At 51.9% G+C, this 17,421-nt stretch carries 16 protein-coding genes and 1 pseudogene; 9 read left to right on the plus strand and 8 right to left on the minus strand.

All coding sequences use genetic code 11. The annotated features are described in order from the left end of the window. The 6 genes from ACLQ7H_RS21825 to ACLQ7H_RS21850 all read left to right on the plus strand — a co-directional run. Positions 1–300 (plus strand): type VI secretion system accessory protein TagJ (locus ACLQ7H_RS21825; RefSeq protein ID WP_411754466.1); only part of this gene is annotated, 300 nt, incomplete at its 5' end. Continuing rightward, positions 300–869, plus strand: coding sequence for a type VI secretion system baseplate subunit TssE (locus ACLQ7H_RS21830; RefSeq protein WP_411754489.1), 570 nt, complete (start codon positions 300–302; stop codon positions 867–869). The genes ACLQ7H_RS21825 and ACLQ7H_RS21830, both read left to right, overlap by 1 nt. A gap of 3 nt (positions 870–872) precedes the next feature. Next, a complete protein-coding gene (gene tssF, locus ACLQ7H_RS21835) occupies positions 873–2,759 on the plus strand; it encodes a type VI secretion system baseplate subunit TssF (RefSeq protein WP_411754467.1) in 1,887 nt (628 codons plus the stop codon). Beyond that, positions 2,756–3,844, plus strand: coding sequence for a type VI secretion system baseplate subunit TssG (gene tssG, locus ACLQ7H_RS21840; protein ID WP_411754468.1), 1,089 nt, complete (start codon positions 2,756–2,758; stop codon positions 3,842–3,844). Before tssF ends, tssG begins: the two co-directional genes overlap by 4 nt. Before the next feature lie 54 nt (positions 3,845–3,898). Then, on the plus strand, positions 3,899–6,550 hold the full coding sequence (gene tssH / locus ACLQ7H_RS21845; protein WP_411754469.1) for a type VI secretion system ATPase TssH: 2,652 nt from the start codon (positions 3,899–3,901) through the stop codon (positions 6,548–6,550). A gap of 45 nt (positions 6,551–6,595) precedes the next feature. Next, positions 6,596–7,966 carry a serine/threonine protein kinase gene (locus ACLQ7H_RS21850; RefSeq protein ID WP_411754470.1) on the plus strand — a complete coding sequence of 457 codons (1,371 nt, stop codon included), beginning with the start codon at positions 6,596–6,598 and terminating at the stop codon, positions 7,964–7,966. Positions 7,967–8,169: 203 nt separating this feature from the next. Here the strand turns inward: ACLQ7H_RS21850 and ACLQ7H_RS21855 are convergent, their stop codons facing one another. After that, positions 8,170–9,114 carry a LysR family transcriptional regulator gene (locus ACLQ7H_RS21855; RefSeq protein ID WP_411754471.1) on the minus strand — a complete coding sequence of 315 codons (945 nt, stop codon included), beginning with the start codon at positions 9,112–9,114 and terminating at the stop codon, positions 8,170–8,172. Between the two features lie 105 nt (positions 9,115–9,219). Between ACLQ7H_RS21855 and ACLQ7H_RS21860 the strand changes: the two genes are divergently transcribed. Then, positions 9,220–9,963: a DsbA family protein gene (locus tag ACLQ7H_RS21860; protein WP_411754472.1), complete on the plus strand. Its 744-nt coding sequence runs from the start codon at positions 9,220–9,222 to the stop codon at positions 9,961–9,963. A gap of 43 nt (positions 9,964–10,006) precedes the next feature. Beyond that, the gene (locus ACLQ7H_RS21865; protein WP_411754473.1) at positions 10,007–10,315 is read left to right on the plus strand and encodes a monooxygenase; all 309 of its coding nucleotides are present in this window, start codon (positions 10,007–10,009) and stop codon (positions 10,313–10,315) included. 75 nt (positions 10,316–10,390) lie between these two features. Here the strand turns inward: ACLQ7H_RS21865 and ACLQ7H_RS21870 are convergent, their stop codons facing one another. From ACLQ7H_RS21870 to ACLQ7H_RS21880, 3 genes are all read right to left on the minus strand, one after another. Continuing rightward, positions 10,391–11,737, minus strand: coding sequence for a c-type cytochrome (locus ACLQ7H_RS21870; protein ID WP_411754474.1), 1,347 nt, complete (start codon positions 11,735–11,737; stop codon positions 10,391–10,393). Between the two features lie 62 nt (positions 11,738–11,799). Then, on the minus strand, positions 11,800–13,389 hold the full coding sequence (locus ACLQ7H_RS21875) for a GMC family oxidoreductase (RefSeq protein WP_411754475.1): 1,590 nt from the start codon (positions 13,387–13,389) through the stop codon (positions 11,800–11,802). Between the two features lie 25 nt (positions 13,390–13,414). Beyond that, positions 13,415–13,933, minus strand: coding sequence for a sugar dehydrogenase complex small subunit (locus ACLQ7H_RS21880; RefSeq protein ID WP_411754476.1), 519 nt, complete (start codon positions 13,931–13,933; stop codon positions 13,415–13,417). A 202-nt stretch (positions 13,934–14,135) separates the two neighbouring features. On the opposite strand from ACLQ7H_RS21880, the pseudogene ACLQ7H_RS21885 reads away from it, so the two are divergent. After that, positions 14,136–14,731: pseudogene (locus ACLQ7H_RS21885) on the plus strand (hydroxypyruvate isomerase). A 110-nt stretch (positions 14,732–14,841) separates the two neighbouring features. Here ACLQ7H_RS21885 and ACLQ7H_RS21890 read toward each other — a convergent pair. The 4 genes from ACLQ7H_RS21890 to ACLQ7H_RS21905 all read right to left on the minus strand — a co-directional run bounded on the left by ACLQ7H_RS21890 (position 14,842) and on the right by ACLQ7H_RS21905 (position 17,421). Further along, the gene (locus ACLQ7H_RS21890) at positions 14,842–15,657 is read right to left on the minus strand and encodes a hypothetical protein (protein ID WP_411754477.1); all 816 of its coding nucleotides are present in this window, start codon (positions 15,655–15,657) and stop codon (positions 14,842–14,844) included. Positions 15,658–15,710: 53 nt separating this feature from the next. Next, entirely contained in the window at positions 15,711–16,010 is a 300-nt protein-coding gene (locus ACLQ7H_RS21895; protein WP_411754478.1) for a c-type cytochrome, read from the minus strand. 195 nt (positions 16,011–16,205) lie between these two features. Further along, the gene (locus tag ACLQ7H_RS21900; protein ID WP_411754479.1) at positions 16,206–16,709 is read right to left on the minus strand and encodes a TlpA family protein disulfide reductase; all 504 of its coding nucleotides are present in this window, start codon (positions 16,707–16,709) and stop codon (positions 16,206–16,208) included. After that, positions 16,699–17,421, minus strand: coding sequence for an ABC transporter ATP-binding protein (locus ACLQ7H_RS21905; protein WP_411754480.1), 723 nt, complete (start codon positions 17,419–17,421; stop codon positions 16,699–16,701). Before ACLQ7H_RS21905 ends, ACLQ7H_RS21900 begins: the two co-directional genes overlap by 11 nt.

A 17,421-nucleotide genomic window follows, 5' to 3' on the forward strand; every position in this document is an offset into this window, starting at 1 on the left:
CCCTTCACCGCCATTGCCGAAATCCAGTTCCAGGCACCGCAAAGTGTGATCGATCTGGTCTGGAGCCACGCTCTGGTTCGTTTAGTCGATGGGCGTGAACAAGTTTGCCAGTTGCCGGTCCGTTACCCGCTACTTGCTGATTCTGAAGATGCCTTGCTGCTAGGTAAACGCACCGAATGGCATCCTCTGGGAGACAGCCAGCACTATGCTGGCTCCGGTTTAAAAACCTGGCTGAGCGATGACGCCGAGTTCCCGCTACTCAACTTGCGCCAACTGAGTTTTGACCAGGGCAACGGATGATGAACAGCAAGACTCTCCCTAAAAATGGCAGTCTGCGCCAGCAAGGGCATTACTTCCGTCAGGACAGTGAGCACCTGACATCACGCGATAAAATGCTGCCCGTACTGCTCGATCTCCTGACTGACAATGAACCGCAGAAAAAAAATGAATCCGCAGCACGCAATTTGCTGTCACCTGGTGAATTACGCCATCGGGTGCTGCGCGATCTGCAATGGCTGTTCAACTGCGTCAACAACGAGTCAAGCATCGATCTGGAGCCTTATCCGCAGGTACGGCGCTCAACGGTTAACTACGGCATAACCTCAATGGCAGGCAAGCGTATGTCTGATATTGAATGGTTGGACATCCAGCAGGCACTGACCGAGTCCATCCTGACTTTTGAACCCCGCATCTTGCCGGACGGGCTGCAGGTTCGCTGTATCTCAGATATCCATTCACTGGAATTGCATAACGTCCTGTCGATAGAAATCAAAGGCCGCCTGTGGTGCGTACCTTACCCATTAGAGTTTCTGTTTCGTACGGATGTAGATCTGGAAAACGGCCACTTCGATTTAAAGGACGTAGGGTAAGCGATGAACCGTAAACTTTTAGAGTATTACAACCGTGAACTCACCTATCTGCGCGAAATGGGGGCAGAGTTTGCGGAAAGTTATCCAAAAGTCGCGGGACGCTTGGGAATGCAGGGCATCGACGTTGCAGATCCCTACATTGAGCGCCTGTTGGAAGGGGTGGCTTTCCTGACCTCACGCGTGCAATTGAAGATGGATGCCGAGTTTCCACGTTTCTCGCAGCGATTGCTGGAGATCATTTATCCCAATTATCTGGCCCCTACGCCGTCAATGGCGATTGCAGAGATCCAGCCAGACAGCAATAAAGGTGACATCAGCGCGGGATTCCTGGTCCCACGGGGAACCATGCTGGACAGCCAGATGTTGAAGAAAAATGGCGTCACCTGCAGCTATACGACAGCACAGGATGTGAGATTACAGCCGGTACGACTGAACAGTGTCGAGCTGGGAGGGATCCCGGCCGATCTCCCGTTGGCCAGCCTGGGATTGCAGCATAATGGTTGTGTCAGCGCGCTACGAATCAAACTGGAATGCTACGACACCGTCACGTTGAATAACCTGAAGCTCGACCAACTGATGTTCTATCTGTCAGGGAGCGATATTCACGCTCAGCAACTCCAGGAGTTGATTATGCAACATACCGTCGGCCTGCTCTGCCAGACGGTAGAAGCGCAGCCGCAACGGCGAGTATTGCCCCCCCATCTGTTACGTCAGGAAGGCTTCGAGCCCGAGCAAGCTCTGCTGCCCAACGATCTGCGTAACTTTGATGGCTACCGTTTGCTACAAGAGTATTTCGCCTTTCCCGCGCGCTTCCAGTTCTTTAGCATCGCTGGTCTGCAACCTTTGCTACAGTGTGTCCCTGAAGGCAAAAAAGCGCCACGCCAGTTTGAAATCATCTTGCTGCTGGATAAACAGGATGCCGCACTGGAGCGAGTGGTGGATTTGCATCATCTGGCGTTGCATTGCACGCCGGTGATTAATCTGTTCCCCAAAACCGCTGAGCGCATCTCAATCAACGAAGAAAATCACGAATACCATTTAGTCGTGGATAACATTCGCCCACTCGATTATGAAATATTCTCAGTACAACGTTTGATTGGCAGTTCACGCGAAAAAAGGCATGAACAGGAATTTCGTCATTTCTACGCGACAAAAAGCACTGATGATAATAACTATGGCGCCTATTTTTCGCTACGTCGTGAACAGCGCCTGCTCTCTGAACGCGCGCGCCGTTATGGGACTCGTACCGGCTATATTGGTTCTGAAGTGTTTATTTCGCTGGTGGATGAACATCAATCACCGTGGCAAAGCGATCTTAAATACCTGAGCGCCGATGTGTTATGCACCAGCCGTGATCTGCCACTGGCGCTCTTGCAACAGGAGCAGGGGCAATTCGTGATGCCAGACTCACTGCCAGTCAAGCAGGTATCGCTGAAGAAAGGCCCGACATTACCAAGAGCTGCGCTCAGTGAAGGTATTATTACCTGGCAATTAATCAGCCAGTTACAGCTTAATTACTTAAGCCTGATGGATACCGATCCAGAGCAAGGTGCCGCTAGCCTACGCCAGCTACTCAGCCTGTATGGTGACTCGAGCGAACCGGCGATTGCCAAACAGATCAACGGGATACGTCATTGTAACCTCAGGCCAATCTTCCGCCGGGTGCCGGAGCCTGGGCCCATTGTCTTTGCCAGAGGCATCGCCATCGATCTCACCGTTGATGAACAGGCATTTTCGGGCGGCAGTGCTTACCTGCTTGGCTGTGTGTTGGAACGCCTGTTTTCACGTCTGGTTTCCATCAACTCGTTCACGGAAATGACGCTGATCAGCCAACAGCGGGGAGATATCGCCTGGTGGCAGGCCCGCCTTGGCAAAAGGGCTTTGATATGAATGAGTTCACTGAGATTGCCGAGACAGACTCATTACCTCCATCAACGCCTACACCTATTAATTCACTCTATCGTTTGTCAGATGACTTTTGGCAAAAACTGGAGAAAACGCCCTATCAATACGATTTGTTCCAGTTGCTACGGCGGATTGATGCTCAAGGAGGACAGCCCTATCTGCTAGGCCGTGCACCTCGGCCGAGTCATGACCTGCTGCGCCTTGGGCAAGAGCCCTCGTTATCCTTTGCGCCCTCCACATTGGCGCAGGTTAACCAACGCGCAGGCTCATCTCTGCACGAGGTGTCGATCTTCAGTTTTGGCCTGTTTGGCCCTAACGGCCCACTGCCCTTACACATGACGGAGTTTGTGCGCGAACGCCTGCATCATCATCAGGATCGGACCCTGCTGGCATTCAGCAACCTGTTTCATCATCGATTAATCACACTCTTCTACCGCGCCTGGGCCGATGCCCAGCCAACAGTATCGCTAGATCGCGCTGACAACCGGCGATTTGATGAATATCTGTCCTGCCTGACAGGGATTGGTCTGCCAGCGCAACGGGGCAGCGATAGCCTCAATGTTCATGCAAAACATTTTATGGCGGGCCATTTGATTCGTCACGGGCGCGATCCCGAAGGGCTAGGCAAAATCCTGCAAGATTATTTCAACGTGCCGGTGCGCATCGTAGAAAACGTCCCGCACTGGCTGCGTATAGAAAAACGTGAGCAGGCTCGTTTATCGGCGGGACGGGGTGTCCCACGTTTGGGGGAATCTGCGTTTTTAGGGATCGCCATGCGCGACATTCAGCATAAATTCCGCATCGAACTTGGCCCGATGTCACCACAAGATTATGACCGCTTTCTGCCCGGGGCTGAGTTTAGCAAACAGTTGCGCGACTGGGTGCGTCAGTATCTGGGCATTGAGTTTGTCTGGGAAGTGCGGCTGATTTTGGCAAAAGATCGGTTGAGCGGGACTCAGCTCGGCGGCGGGCAGCGCTTAGGGCTCAGTAGCTGGATGGAAAATCCGCAGCGCCAACAGGATGCCAATGACCTGACCTACAGCCCAGAACCCCTGGAAGCACCCTGCTAATTATTTTTGTTGGAACCGTGCAGCGTTCCGCCATTCTTAGACTCGAGGAAAACCATGTCTGAAATCAGTCGTTCGGTGCTATTTGGCAAAATGGACAGCCTGTTATTCACTTCACTGGAAAGTGCCACGGCTTTTTGCAAACTGCGTGGTAACCCCTATGTTGAGCTGGTGCACTGGCTGCATCAGTTAATGCAATCCCAAAATGGGGATTTGCAGCAGATTATCCAACATTTCTCCCTCAATGAAACTCGCTTGACACAAAACATCATCGAGGCACTGGATCGGTTACCTCGTGGTGCCAGCTCGGTCTCTGACCTGTCAGAGCACATCGACAGTGCCGTTGAACGTGCCTGGGTTTACGGCTCGCTGAAGTTTGGTGCCAATCAGATCCGCACCGGGCACCTGCTCATCGGTATTTTGAAGACCTACAGTCTTCGCCATTTACTGAAAAGCATTTCTGCACAATTCGATCTGATTAATGTCGAGCTGCTGACCGATCAGTTTATGACGATCGTCGCCAACTCCAGCGAGAACTCGCTGGAGCAGGAAGCATCGGAATATCCGGCGTCACCTGCCCCCTCTGCCAGCGGTAGCGTGTTGGCACAGTATGCACAAGATATGACGGAACGCGCGCGCCACGGTGAAATCGATCCCGTCAGCGGGCGTGACGAAGAGATCCGTCAGATTATCGATATTCTGATGCGCCGCCGACAGAACAACCCGCTGCTAACTGGCGAGGCTGGCGTGGGTAAAACCGCCGTGGTTGAGGGGCTGGCCCTGCGTATTGCGGCCGGTGACGTTCCGCCACAATTGCGTGATGTCCAACTCTACCTGTTGGATATTGGCATACTGCAAGCCGGAGCAGGGGTAAAAGGCGAGTTTGAGAAACGCCTGCAAGCCTTGATCACCGAAGTGCAATCCAGCCCGACGCCCATCATTTTATTCATTGATGAAATACATACGCTAATCGGTGCCGGTGGCGCGCAGGGCACCGGCGATGCGGCCAACCTGTTAAAACCTGCATTGGCGCGTGGCCAACTGCGTACCATCGGCGCTACAACCTGGTCAGAGTATAAAAAATACATCGAAAAAGATCCGGCGCTAACCCGCCGTTTCCAGGTGGTGCAGATACAAGAACCCAGCGAAGAAAAAGCCTTGCTGATGCTACGCAGCACCGTTAGCCCGTTGGAACAACACCACCGAGTTCTGTTGCTAGACGAGGCCGTCGATGCTGCGGTGCGCCTTTCTCACCGCTACATTCCGGCCCGTCAGTTACCGGACAAGGCGGTAGCATTACTCGACACCGCCTGCGCACGGGTGGCCGTCAGCCAACATGCCGAACCGGCTCAGGTGGAAGATTGTCGCCACCAGATTGAAGCATTGCATATCGAGCTGGGGATCGCTTCGCGTGAAGCCAAAATTGGTATCGGCAATCTACTGCGCCCGGCGGAGGTTGAGGCACAGCTTGCAGAACTTGATGAACGGTTGGCACAGTTGACCGAACGCTGGCAGCGGGAGTTGCAGTTGATCCAACAAACCATCGATCTGCGGGCTCAATTGCATCGGCAAAAAAATGAACTGGCAGAGAGTGGCGCTGAAGAAACAACCCTCTCTGAAGAACAACTGCGCAGCCAATTGGCAGAATTACAAAAACAGCTGCATGAAGTACAAGGGGAGACACCACTGATCTTCGCCGCTGTTGATGCCAATATTGTTGCCGCCGTGGTGTCTGACTGGACCGGGATCCCTCTGGGCCGGATGGTAAAAAATGAGATTGAAGCGGTGTTGCAGCTCTCCGACACGCTGAATCAGCGCATTATTGGTCAACGCCATGCTCTGGAGCTGATTGCCCATCGGGTGCGCACTTCGCGTGCTCGTCTGGACGATCCCAACAAACCCGTTGGCGTATTTCTGCTTGCAGGCCCTTCTGGCGTAGGTAAAACAGAAACCGCATTGGCATTAGCCGAGACGCTCTACGGCGGCGAGCAGAATGTGATTACCATTAATATGAGCGAATTTCAGGAACCGCATACCGTATCAACCCTGAAAGGTGCACCGCCGGGTTACGTGGGCTATGGCGAAGGTGGCGTCCTGACCGAAGCGGTACGTCGGCGCCCTTACAGCGTGGTGCTGCTGGACGAGATCGAAAAGGCGCATCCCGATGTGCATGAGATTTTCTTCCAGGTATTTGATAAAGGCTGGATGGAAGACGGTGAAGGGCGTCATATCGATTTCCGCAATACCATCATCATTCTTACTTCTAACATCGGCAGTGAGTTGATCTCCAGCCTGTGTGCCGATCCAGAGTTATTGCCAGAGCCCGGCGCGCTAGGCACCGCATTGCGTCCATCGCTGCTGTCGGTGTTCCCCGCCGCCTTACTTGGGCGCCTGCTGGTAGTGCCTTACTACCCACTGACTGATGCCATATTGGGCAATATCGTGCGTTTACAACTTGGTCGTATTCAGCGCCGCCTAGCAGAAAACCACGCTATTGCCTGCACGTTTGACGACCGGGTGATTAATCAGATCGTCAGCCGCTGCACCGAGGTCGAGTCCGGCGGGCGTATGGTTGATGCCATTCTCACCAACACCCTGCTACCGCAAATAAGTACTACCCTGCTGGCAGCCAGTGTCAATGCTCAACGCTACCGTCAGTTACATATTTCAATGCAGAACAACGAGTTTGACTGCCAATTCCAGGCATAACCTCGGCCATCTGCATCGGTCATTTGATTACAGAGAATTGTCATTATGTCAGGTAACGCAATGATAAAACCACATTCAAACAGTTTGCCCATCGGTTATCGCTTCAATGAGTTCGAGATTAAGGAAGTCATTGGCGAGGGTGGATTTGGCATCGTGTATCGAGCCTACGATCACCAGTTAGAGCGCATTATCGCCATCAAAGAATACATTCCCTCCACGTTGGTCATACGTAATGAAGATCTTACGCTCAGCCTGCGTGGTGAACGTTTTAGCCGAACCTTCCAAGCCGGGCTGAACAGTTTTATTCAAGAGGCGCGTCTACTGGCCCGCTTTTCTCACCCGGCACTGCTGCACGTGTTGCGCTTTTGGGAGGAGAACGGCACCGCCTACATGGGAACTCAGTTTTATAGCGGGACTACGTTGAAAAAGTACTGGGCTCAGCATCCGGAGAAAATCAACGAAACCTGGATCCGTAACTTGCTGCCCACCCTGCTCAGCGCGATCAACACCATCCATCAGGAAGGTTATCTGCACCGAGATATCTCACTGGATAATATCCAGATCCAGGAAAACCAGTTACCGGTGCTGCTGGATTTTGGCTCCGCCCGCAAAGAGATCGGTAACCTGTCTGATGAAACGGAGATCATGCTCAAGCCCGGGTTTGCCCCTATTGAGCAATATACTGAAAATAGCGATAGCGAACAGGGGCCGTGGACCGATATCTATGCGCTCGGCGCAGTGCTGCATACTCTGATCGTGGATACTCCGCCTCCCGTCAGTGTGGTGCGCAGCATCGAAGACCGCTACCAGCCGCTGACGGAACGCCGTCCGAAAGGGTACTCGTTAGATCTGTTGGATGCGATCGATCGCGCTTTAGCCTTAAAGCCCGAAGATCGGCCACAAACCATCGGAGAAATGGCTGAACTCCTGCACCTGTCCATTGCCTGCGAGAACGAAATCATTGGCGCTCGGCCTGCCGCAGCCAGCCTGATCCCGGTTGTTATGCCACCGGTAGCTAACGAAACACACAACACCAAGCGCTTGCGTCCACTCATGTTCGGCGCTGGTATTGCTGCCGTGCTCATCGCCGGGGTCATCACCTGGTTTAACCATGGCCCATCCGCCGTTCCCCTACCGGTGGCCGCAACGCCAGCCCCGACACCACAGCCTGTAGCTCCCGTTCCGGCACCCGTTGCCTTGGTGTATTTTAAACTGCAACTGGGTGAAGAGCTGAAAATTAATGGTAAAAAGCAGAATCTGATACCAGACCAAAACGGCTACATTTCTCTAAATTTGGCCCCTGGCCAGTACCAGGCGCAAGTGCTCGCGGCTAAATACCAATACCAGAAAAAGTTCACGATTGAAAAAACGGGGACATGGTTGATTAATCCACAAAGTGGCGCACAGATGAATTGATACCCAAGACCTTAGCAACAACCTACTTTGATTTGCCATGAGGCAGAGATCCCCATGGCTGCCATGCATCACGTCCCGTTGTGCGCTGCCTCCCCCGCTATACCGAGCGCAGCGACATAACAGGTGATCGTCAACAGTATGAAAATCCTGCCAGTCCAGAGCAGTGTAGACGAGATAACAGATAATGCTGGCAGCCGTGGTGTTTAAGGCAAATTACTGATAGAGCTGATTGATAAAGGCGTCATCGCCAACAGCGGATGGGCTTTCATCAGCTCGAATGACCAATCCACAAAGCTTCTCACCCGAACCGACAAATGCTTGCCGGTGGGGTAGATAATATGAATTGGCCGTGGTGCAAAGTGCCACTCGGGCAACACCGGTTGCAAAAGCCCACTCTTCACATAGCTTTCCACCGCGAAGGGAGCCCCAGAACAGATGCCCGCACCACTAAGGCAGGCACTCATGGCCACATCGGGATCTTCAATCAACAAACTACTTTTGCCTGTTACCGCAATGCTCTGGTTTACCGATTGAAGATGCCAGGTAAGCTGCTTTCCTCGCTGCATGCCAAAACTCCCAACCCATCGATGATGCTGAAGATCTTCAGGCTGCCTGATGGCCCGCGCTGAACGGAGGTAATCAGTTGAAGCATACAAGCCCATCTGCACATCGCAAACGTGCCTGGCCACCAGCGTTGAATCCTCCAGCATGCCGCCACGGATAGCGCAATCAATCCCTTCCTCAAATAAGTTACTGATGCGATCGCTGCTGGCAAGCCGCACCACGATCCCTGGAAAACGCGTCTGAAAATCATGCAGCTGAGGTGCGAGGATCCAACGCGCAATCGAGGCCAAAGCCTCAATACGGATCTGGCCGCTCGGCGTTGTCACCCCGCCGCTGAGCCTTCCTTCCACATCATCAATTTCCGCAAGAATTTGCTGGCAGCGCTCAAAATAGGCGCTGCCGTCTTCTGTCAGGCTCAGCGCCCGGGTCGTTCGATGTAGCAGGCGGACGCTCAGGACGCGCTCAAGATCGCTGATACGCTGGGAGATCCGCGCTTTGGGAAGCCCCATGGCGATTGCCGCGCGGGTGAAACTACCGGTTTCCACCACTTTGACAAAAGTGGCCATGGCTGCAAGTTTGTCCATTTGTTCACAAATGTTGAACAGAGTTAGCTTTTATAGTCTATTTATTAATTTTTGCTGTCAAATATCATGACGATCGCGATCTCAACACAGTTTGGAGTTTCCATCATGATGCAATGCGATCCCATCACAGGCAGTTGTCTTCTGCCTGACGAGTCGTCAGGTACACAACGGCAGCCAACTACGTCCAACGATGTCGTCATCCGCTACGTCGGCGATCCGATGTGCTCCTGGTGCTGGGGCATTTCACCTGCGGTGAAAAAACTGGCGGCGTATTGCGACCAGCATGGCCTGAGTTTTGTGATGACCATGGGTGGCTTACGCGCGGGTGGCGGCGATCCTTGGAATTCGGCATTCAAAGCCTTCTTAAGGGAGGAGTGGAGCCACATCCAGAAAACAACCGGCCAACCGTTTGGTTTCAGCCTGCTGGAAGCCGCACAGTTCAATTACGATACCGAGCCGTCCTGCCGGGCAGTCGCAACGGCTTCTCTGCTGTTGGCTGAACGGGGTTTACCTTCCTCGGCAGCGCTGCCGTTTCTCGCAGCAACCCAGTACAAATTCTATGTAGATGGGCAGGATCCTAAAACCGAGGCGTTTTATCGTGACATCTGCGAGCAGGTTAGCCTGCCATTTGAAGAATTCAACCAAGCCTTTACCTCACAACGGGCCAGAGAGGCGGTTAGCCAAGACTTTGCGCTGTGCCGCCAATGGGGCGTTCGCTCTTTCCCCACCCTGTTGCTAGAACGCCATGGGGAGTTATCCCTGCTCTCTACGGGTTATGTGGACTTCGAGACATTGCTTAGCCGTCTCAACGCTCAGTTACCCGCGGTTGCAGAACGCACCACGGAATAACCCTGTTTGCTATAAAATCACCAGCTACCAAAAGGATCACGACATGAGTGTCATTTTACAGATTGATTTTAGTTTCCCAGCCGACCAGCTTGGTGCAACCCTGTCCAAAAATGCGCAATCGCTGGCCGAAAGCATCAATCAAGAACCGGGCTTCATCTCCAAGATATGGACTGAGAATGAGCACACCGGCGAGGCGGGCGGGATATACTTTTTCGCAAGCCGAGCGTATGCCGAAAAATATGCCGAACACCATGTCAAAAGGGCTGAAGCGATGGGGGCTAAAAATATTCATCTGAAAATATTCGACATCAACCTTCCCCTGACCAAAATCAACCACGGTCAGTGTGATTAATTTCACGCTACATCCATTATCTGACACGCTGAACAAACCGCCCCCTTCCTTTTGGAAGGGGCAACACTGATAAAGTCAGCGAATTTGCTGCCCACCCGATCGCTTTACTTTTCGCCAATACCAAATGCCACCCAACAAACCTACAATCATCAGCGTACCTAGCGCCATTAGCCAATTGATGTACCGCACAATAAACGGAGGCACCCCACCATCGCGAAGAATTTGTACATCCTGCGCCGTCATTTTGTCGTCAATACCGGCAAAACGACTGTGGACATAGTTGCTGATTGAGGCAATTTGCGCGTTGTTCAACTGTTCAGCAAATGCAGGCATGCTGATATCGGTGTTACTGGTTTTACGTTGGATACCTTCCACGATGGCCATCACCAAATTCTGCGCACCCAATGCGGAAACGGCACGGTTGCGAGTTAATGAGGGATAAAAGCTATCGTCGGTTCCCTGACCTTTATGGCCATGGCAACTGGCACAGGCATTTTCATAAAGTTTAGCTCCGTCCGTTGTTGAACGGTCTGCCAGCGCTCCCTGCCCAGTGATAATCGTATTGATATCAGACACATCCGCTGGCGGTTGAATTGATCTGTCAGGTATCGCGGTAGGAATGGCGGGCACCTGCTTAACCCAGGCGGCCATCGCATTCAAATCATCATCCGTCATCAAGCTGAAGCTGTTTTCGACGGCTTCCGCCATAGCGCCAGCCGCCTGTGCCTTACCTGCCAGATGGCCGGTTTTCAAATAGGTGACCAAATCACGCTGGCTCCAATCGCCAATACCACTCTTATCAGGAGTAATATTAGGCGCGTACCAGCCACCCAGTGAGCTACCGGAAAGGTTAAGGCTGTTCTGCTCCGCCATCATGATATTGCGCGGTGTATGGCAGGCACTGCAGTGCGCCAACACCTCAACCAGATACTTACCACGCTCCAATGAACCAGGGAGTGCCTCTGCCTTATCAGCGGAAGTGCCGCTCAGAAACAGCAGATTCCATCCCCACATAATCTGCCGAACATTAAACGGGAAACTCAGATCGGTACGTGTCGAGGGGGGAAAATCTGCGGGTTCAACGCCCTGCATAAAGTAAGCGTAAAGCGCCTGCACATCCGCCGTAGTCATATCACGATATGAGGTGTATGGCATAGCCGGGTAGAGATTCCTGCCATCAGCGGCGATGCCTTCACGCACAGCATTGGCAAACTGTTGCTCGCTATAATTACCGATGCCGTACTGTTTCGAGGGGGTAATATTACTGGCGATGATGCGCCCCATCGGGGACTCAATCGCATATCCCCCAGCAAATGGAACGCCATGGTTGATAGCCTGGCGATGGCAGGCACCGCAATCAGCGGCAACCGCAATATATCTCCCACACTCAACCAACGGCTGATCGGTGGCAAATACAGCCAAAGAGTAGCTAAACCCTATTAGCAGCGTAGTAACCGCGACAAACCTGAAGAGTATGTTCATATTCAAATCTCACGCTCAATGATTTCAGCCGCACGAAGACTTAGGGCTACGCCCGTCAACGTGGGATTGACGACTCCCGAAGCGGGGATCACCCCTGTCGTCGCGAGAAACAGGTTGCTATGATCCCAGCACCGGCATTCGTGGTTTACCACCGAATCCTTTGGGTCTGCGCCCATGATGACGGTCCCCATTAAATGGTCACGGTTTTGCCAGCCCGTATTATCATTAATGACGGTGCCCCCCATCAGAGCGACGAATCTTTTATAATCCGCCTCCACCACGAATTTTGCCGCTTTGACATAGTCATCTACTTCGTAATTCACCGTCAGCATCGGAATACCTAATGCATCTTTGCGTGTGGTACTTGGGCGCACGGTGTTGCTTGCCAGGGGCAGGGTTTCAAACACCGTTGAGATATCGACCCAGCGTGCCGCTTGATGGCGGATCTGTTGGTCCAGTTCGCTACCGATGACTCCTTGAGCTATCAGGCGTTGCGCCACGGCCATATTGGGGACATTGTTAGCAATCGCGTGTTTGATTGCCGCTCGTGTTTTACGAAAATCGCCGTCGCGGGAGTTGAATATTCCCCCTTGTTGTACAGCGCCTCGCCCCGGCCAAAGAGGTTCATCGGCCAGAAACTGCAGGCCCATGCCGGTGTGGTCCATTAAATTTCGACCCACCTGATCGGAACTGTTGGCGATATCCGACATTAACAACAGCTTGGGGGTTTCCAGCCCGTGTGCGGCAACGATAAAATATTTTGCCGTTAAGCGCGTATCGACACCTTTAGAACTGCGAACATGAGCGGCGATAATTTTGTCATCTGCCCCTTTTTCCAGTTTCCACACGGTTGAATCCGTGAATAAACGCGCCCCGGCGTCTTGCGCATGCTGGGCATGTTGATCACCGCTGTACATGGCTCCAATCGGGCATACCGGCATACAATTATTATTGCCGCTACAGGCGGGGCGACCATCATACGGACGAGTAGCACGTCCATTGGGTTCATGGATGAAATGATAGCCTGCCGGAGCCATGCGGCTTTTCAGCCGCTGGAATAGATAGGTTTCGCCTTCGGGCAACATCGGATACGGCTGCGAACGCGGAGGAAAAGCACTGCCGCCCTGCCCACTCTGATCGTCGGTATCGCTGCCGCAAACCCCCAAAGCTATTTCAGCCTGGTGGTAGAAAGGTTCCAGTTCGTGGTATTCCATCGGCCAATCGCGGCCCACGCCATACAGCGACTTTAGCTTCATATCACTAGGCAGATAGCGCCAGCAGGCGGCCGCCCAATGCCACGTTGTCCCCCCCACAAGTTTCAACATGCCGGGCCGGAAATCAAAGGAACCGGTATTCTCGATATAGTGTTCATCATAGGAGTGATGGGCCCAAGGCTCGTTGGGATAAGGGGAGTTATAATTAGATTTTTTCGATGAGTTTCTGAAATTTTCGACGATCTTCCAGCGCGGGATTTTCTCACCAGCCTCAAGAATAATCACCGCTTTTCCACTACGGGCCAGCAATGTTGCAGCATTACTCCCCAGCACACCGGAACCAATGACAATCACATCGGCATCATATTTTTTACTCATGATAGTGTTCTCATTTTAACGGGAGTTAATCGCTATTTAGGGTTATGGGGGGCAGTACCCAGTAGTTTGTCTTGCCACGGGAATAAGTGGGGATCACGGTGGCATCCAGGGTTGGAGCATAAGCCAGGGCATCGGTGTAACTGACAAAACGTGTGTTATCTGAAGCCCGTAGCGAGACGGGTGTTCCTGTATAGCCGAGATACCAGGCAGATATTATTTTTTTGGCAGTGTCGCCAGTAGGGCCAGTCATAATCAAATGATGATTAAGTTCATCGGCCGAGAGGATATTTTCAGTTGTCAACGTATTGGCAAGCAATTGCATTTTTGCCAGGAAATAAGGATCTTCTTTTTGCAGACAGTTCAAGGCCCGTAGTGCTATTACCTCACTAACCGACTTTCTATTGGTTAATAGCACTGAAAGCTTAATAAAAATGCTGATATCACTATTTCCACTCGGTGCTGCCCCCCAGGATAAGGCTGACCTGAATACGGTAAAACCCGCCATAACCGTGCCTAGTATCAAAAACCTTCTTCTAGAATACATACATTACTGCCTAGTTAAATAAGTACAGCGAATGTCCTCCAATAACCCCGCAATGTAAACAGATTAATTTTTTCACCTAAAGTTAAATTCTAAATCCGTGGATAAACTGAAAAACACACTTATTGTATAGATAATAAATATCTTACAGTCTATATAGTCATTACTAGCAGCAAAGAAAACCGCTTAAATGAGGAGATCGTTAATGGCCGAATACCAACTTTCCGTTTGGGCTGAAATGGTGTTTTTGGACTTACCCTTTATCGAACGTGTAGAGCGCATTCATGCACTTGGTTTTGGTGTTGAGATCTGGGGCTGGGCCAACAAAGATATGGATGCATTGGTCGCAACAGGGGCGCGTTTCACCTCAATGACCGGTTATCTCAGCAGCAATTTAACCGATGACCCAGAGATCGCGCAGGTGCTGCAAAGTGCAGAAACCTCGCTGACGATAGCCGAACGGCTGAACTACCGCTGCCAGGAACCTGCACGGTACCGGTCTGGATCCACAGGGTTTACCGATGAAATCGGTTGAGAGGGTGACGGGTAACATGTGGCTGAAAGCCGCGGATACGCTGCGGTACACAGATAGGCGAGATCCAGGTAGCGGATGTGCCTGGCCATATGCAGCCAGGCACTGGCGAAATCAACTATTGCGCCATTGCTAGAACGTTGCAGGAGATTGACTACCAAGGTGTGATAGCACTCGAAGGCTGGGCCTCCGGGGATAGTAGCGAAGCACTTGCGCAGTTTCGCGATCACTTCACGCTCGATTTTTTTAGTTACAAATTAACAATTTAGCACGCACCCTCTGTGCAACCTCACATCTTTTAATAAGCCATCAAGATATTTCTTGAGGTTTTTAGGATCACCTTGCCTTATTTTATTACTTATAGGTTGCTGTGCCAACTCTATCTATTTTGTTCAAGCTGAATAGTCCAGACAATCTTGTCATCATACGGCCAAAGGTCATCATATGGCTTATCTGTCATAACAAATGAGCGATTCACAAGTAACTCAACCCTTTCCTCCCTGTTCAAACCTTCATCATTAAGTAAATCAGCAGGACCTAGCATCAGATCCTCGGTCCCATCAACATTAAAATAGAGTTCATTGCCAATTTTATAGTCACGACGAAACCTCGTTCGCCACGACGAATTGCTCCCCCAACCCTGTGACAAATCTTGATAAGGTCTGTTCTTCCTACGATAAGCCCAAAAAAGTGTTGAGGAATCGGCAATGCCTGGACGCAATACCGCAGGGGGCGCAGAGAGGCTAACACCCGCTCTCAGCATACGCATATCCCCCAGCATCAGGCCAGACCAATGATGCTGGGTGATTTTCGGGCAACTGCTTGAAATGGGAATTAATTCGACGATTTCATGTGCGAACGGATGATAAGTCGCTGAATATTCAACATGAAGCCCTAAGGCCTCGGCAAAAAGATCGAACTGCTGGAGTGAAATATCGGGGCCAGACCAACCCGTCTCATCACCTCTAGATTTTTGAAATCGCAATATAAGCAATTCCAATACCCGACTTAACGCATATAAGTGCCACAGATCTTCATCACTGGCTTTCGGAATCGGTTTTGCTGCTCTTTGTGCAAATGAGCACAACCAATCAACTTCATTCTGATTTTCTTTAAGCCAAGGGATAAGGATTTCGACATAACAATCCTTTCCCTTATACTCCAACAAATGATCATGTAACGAACGCATTGGCATTTAAACCCCTTAAGAATGGATGAAGCCAAATATTATTCCTGCATAGATTATACTCACTTCTTCAGCGTCACCACATATGCCGATAGCGCGGTGATATCCTCATCGCTTAAACGCGCTTTGGCCTTGTTGCCTGCACCGACTATCTCGCCGGCTTTGCGGGCTTGCAGGCCTTCCGCGATTTCCTGTTGAGTTAGGTCTTTCAGCGGACGGGCTTTGCCTAACGCGTTTTTTTCACCATAGCGGCCATGGCAGGAGGCACAGCTATTTTTATAGATCACATCAGGGCTCTGGGCCAATGCCGCGCTGGCTCCTGCCAAAAATGTCACTAATAAGGCGAGATGTCGCTTATTCATCAATCATTTACTCTGCAGTTTAATGCCGGTCATTGCCGAAAGTGAAGATAAACTGCCCCCTCACCCTAACTCTCCCAAAGGGAGAGGGAACCGAACGTGCCACAAATCAACCCCTGCACCTGCCCACGACACCGAACCGGCCCCCTCTCCTTTTTGGGGAGAGGGTTGGGGTGAGGGGGAAAGATGTGCTGTCAGCTACCCTTTCTGCCGGGACTGTTCGAAGATCGCCTTGAGATCGGGCTCTTTCAGCATGCCCACATATTGGCCAATCAGCTTACCCCGCGGGTCGATCAGATAGGCGGTTGGCGTGCCGATCACCTGATAACGCTCCTGAGTGATCGCCAGTTGGTCACGCACGTTGGGGAATGACACCTGACGTTCGTCCAGCAACGCCTGAATATTCATCTCATCCTTATCCGTGTTGATACCTACCACCACGATGCTGTCGCCGAACTCTTTACTGAGTTTTTCCAACGCTGGCATTTCGGCCAGGCAACCACCGCAGTTCGAGGCCCAGAAGTTCAGGAACACATGCTTGCCTTGCCACTGACTCAGCGCAACCTGGTTACCCTGCAAATCATAGGCCGCCAGAGCCGGCGCCGCAGCGCCGATCTCGGCCTTCTCTTCTTTACAGCCGTTAAGCAGTAATGCGGCCCCGATTAACAGGATACCGCTGAACTTTTTGGCATTAGCTAACATGCTCCACCTCATGCTCATTAAGCTCCTCACCCTGATACTTGCCGTGCTGCAAGCGTACGATGCGATCGGCAAACTTGCCCAGCTCCGGGTTGTGGGTGACCATCACGATGGTGCGCCCCAGCTTGTGCAATTCGGTTAACAAACCCAGCACCCTCTGCTCGTTTTGTTCATCCAGATTACCGGTTGGCTCATCGGCAAAGATCACCGGGGGTTCATTGACCAGCGCCCTGGCAATACAGACGCGCTGCTGTTCCCCCCCCGAAAGCTGGCTCGGCAAGTGATCAAAACGGTGGCCTAAGCCAACCTGATCCAATACCTTGCGAGCGGCCACTTCATCCACCACGCTATGATAGTGCTGGGCCAGCATCACGTTCTCTAACGCGGTCAGGAACGGGATCAGATGGAACTGCTGGAATACCAAACCAATTTTGTCGGAGCGGAAGGCTCTGCGCCCTTCTTCATCAAGCCCGGCGGCGTCTACGCCGTCCAGTAACACCTGGCCATCACTGACGGTATCCAGGCAGGTCAGGATATTCATCAGCGTCGTTTTGCCTGACCCCGAAGCGCCCATGATGGCCACAAATTCGCCACGCTTGATCTTGAGGTTGATATCCTCGAGTGCCACCACCTGGCCGAAGCGCTTGTAGAGATGACGAGTCTCAATCACCCAAGGTGAGAGTTGCTGATCGTTGGTCGGTTGCTGTTGAGTCAC

Source organism: Serratia sp. (in: enterobacteria) (genome assembly GCF_046715635.1).
GTDB lineage: Bacteria > Pseudomonadota > Gammaproteobacteria > Enterobacterales > Enterobacteriaceae > Chania.

Bases quoted from the DNA above. Each gene is read 5' to 3' on its own strand.
- ACLQ7H_RS21830 (WP_411754489.1), top strand. From the start codon at position 300: ATGAACAGCAAGACTCTCCCTAAAAATGGCAGTCTGCGCCAGCAAGGG.
- tssF (WP_411754467.1), top strand. From the start codon at position 873: ATGAACCGTAAACTTTTAGAGTATTACAACCGTGAACTCACCTATCTG.
- tssG (WP_411754468.1), top strand. From the start codon at position 2,756: ATGAATGAGTTCACTGAGATTGCCGAGACAGACTCATTACCTCCATCA.
- tssH (WP_411754469.1), top strand. From the start codon at position 3,899: ATGTCTGAAATCAGTCGTTCGGTGCTATTTGGCAAAATGGACAGCCTG.
- ACLQ7H_RS21850 (WP_411754470.1), top strand. From the start codon at position 6,596: ATGTCAGGTAACGCAATGATAAAACCACATTCAAACAGTTTGCCCATC.
- ACLQ7H_RS21855 (WP_411754471.1), bottom strand. From the start codon at position 9,114: ATGGACAAACTTGCAGCCATGGCCACTTTTGTCAAAGTGGTGGAAACC.
- ACLQ7H_RS21860 (WP_411754472.1), top strand. From the start codon at position 9,220: ATGATGCAATGCGATCCCATCACAGGCAGTTGTCTTCTGCCTGACGAG.
- ACLQ7H_RS21865 (WP_411754473.1), top strand. From the start codon at position 10,007: ATGAGTGTCATTTTACAGATTGATTTTAGTTTCCCAGCCGACCAGCTT.
- ACLQ7H_RS21875 (WP_411754475.1), bottom strand. From the start codon at position 13,389: ATGAGTAAAAAATATGATGCCGATGTGATTGTCATTGGTTCCGGTGTG.
- ACLQ7H_RS21880 (WP_411754476.1), bottom strand. From the start codon at position 13,933: ATGTATTCTAGAAGAAGGTTTTTGATACTAGGCACGGTTATGGCGGGT.
- ACLQ7H_RS21890 (WP_411754477.1), bottom strand. From the start codon at position 15,657: ATGCCAATGCGTTCGTTACATGATCATTTGTTGGAGTATAAGGGAAAG.
- ACLQ7H_RS21895 (WP_411754478.1), bottom strand. From the start codon at position 16,010: ATGAATAAGCGACATCTCGCCTTATTAGTGACATTTTTGGCAGGAGCC.
- ACLQ7H_RS21900 (WP_411754479.1), bottom strand. From the start codon at position 16,709: ATGTTAGCTAATGCCAAAAAGTTCAGCGGTATCCTGTTAATCGGGGCC.